At 47.7% G+C, this 509-nt stretch carries 1 protein-coding gene; it reads right to left on the bottom strand.

Features of this window, described 5'->3' with window-relative positions; genetic code table 11:
• Positions 1–509 (bottom strand): thiolase family protein (locus AC1M9K_RS14520; protein WP_481589641.1); only part of this gene is annotated, 509 nt, incomplete at both ends.

The following is a 509-nucleotide window of genomic DNA, read 5'->3' as shown; positions in this document are numbered from 1 at the left end:
GCTTCTAAAGTGGTTGATGCACGAGGATGTTCATCTTTTGCCACCACAACCGCATCACCTTTACGCTGTGGAATAGTCACAGGCACGATTTCTTGATCAAAGAAACCACGTGCTTGCGCTGCAGCCGTACGTTGTTGGCTGGTTAAAGCAAATTGGTCTTGATCAGCACGGCTAATATTGAACTGTTCAGCCACGTTTTCAGCCGTTTGCGGCATGGTTTCAACACCATACATTTCTTTAAGCTTCGGGTTGATAAAACGCCAGCCCATGGTGGTGTCTTCAATCTTTTGACTACGACCAAATGCACTCTCAGATTTACCCATCACAAATGGGGCACGTGACATAGATTCAACACCACCTGCCACAATCACGTCAGCTTCACCAGCTTTAATGGCTCGCGCGGCCATTGCTACGGTATCGAGTGATGAACCACATAAACGATTGACTGTGGTTGCAGGTACTGTATAAGGAATCCCTGCTAAAAGCGCCGACATACGACCGACGTTACG

This window comes from Acinetobacter sp. 24-47-67 (assembly GCF_056779735.1).
The sequence above is the reverse complement of the archived record's forward strand: the minus strand, read 5'-3'. Positions and strand labels throughout refer to the sequence as shown.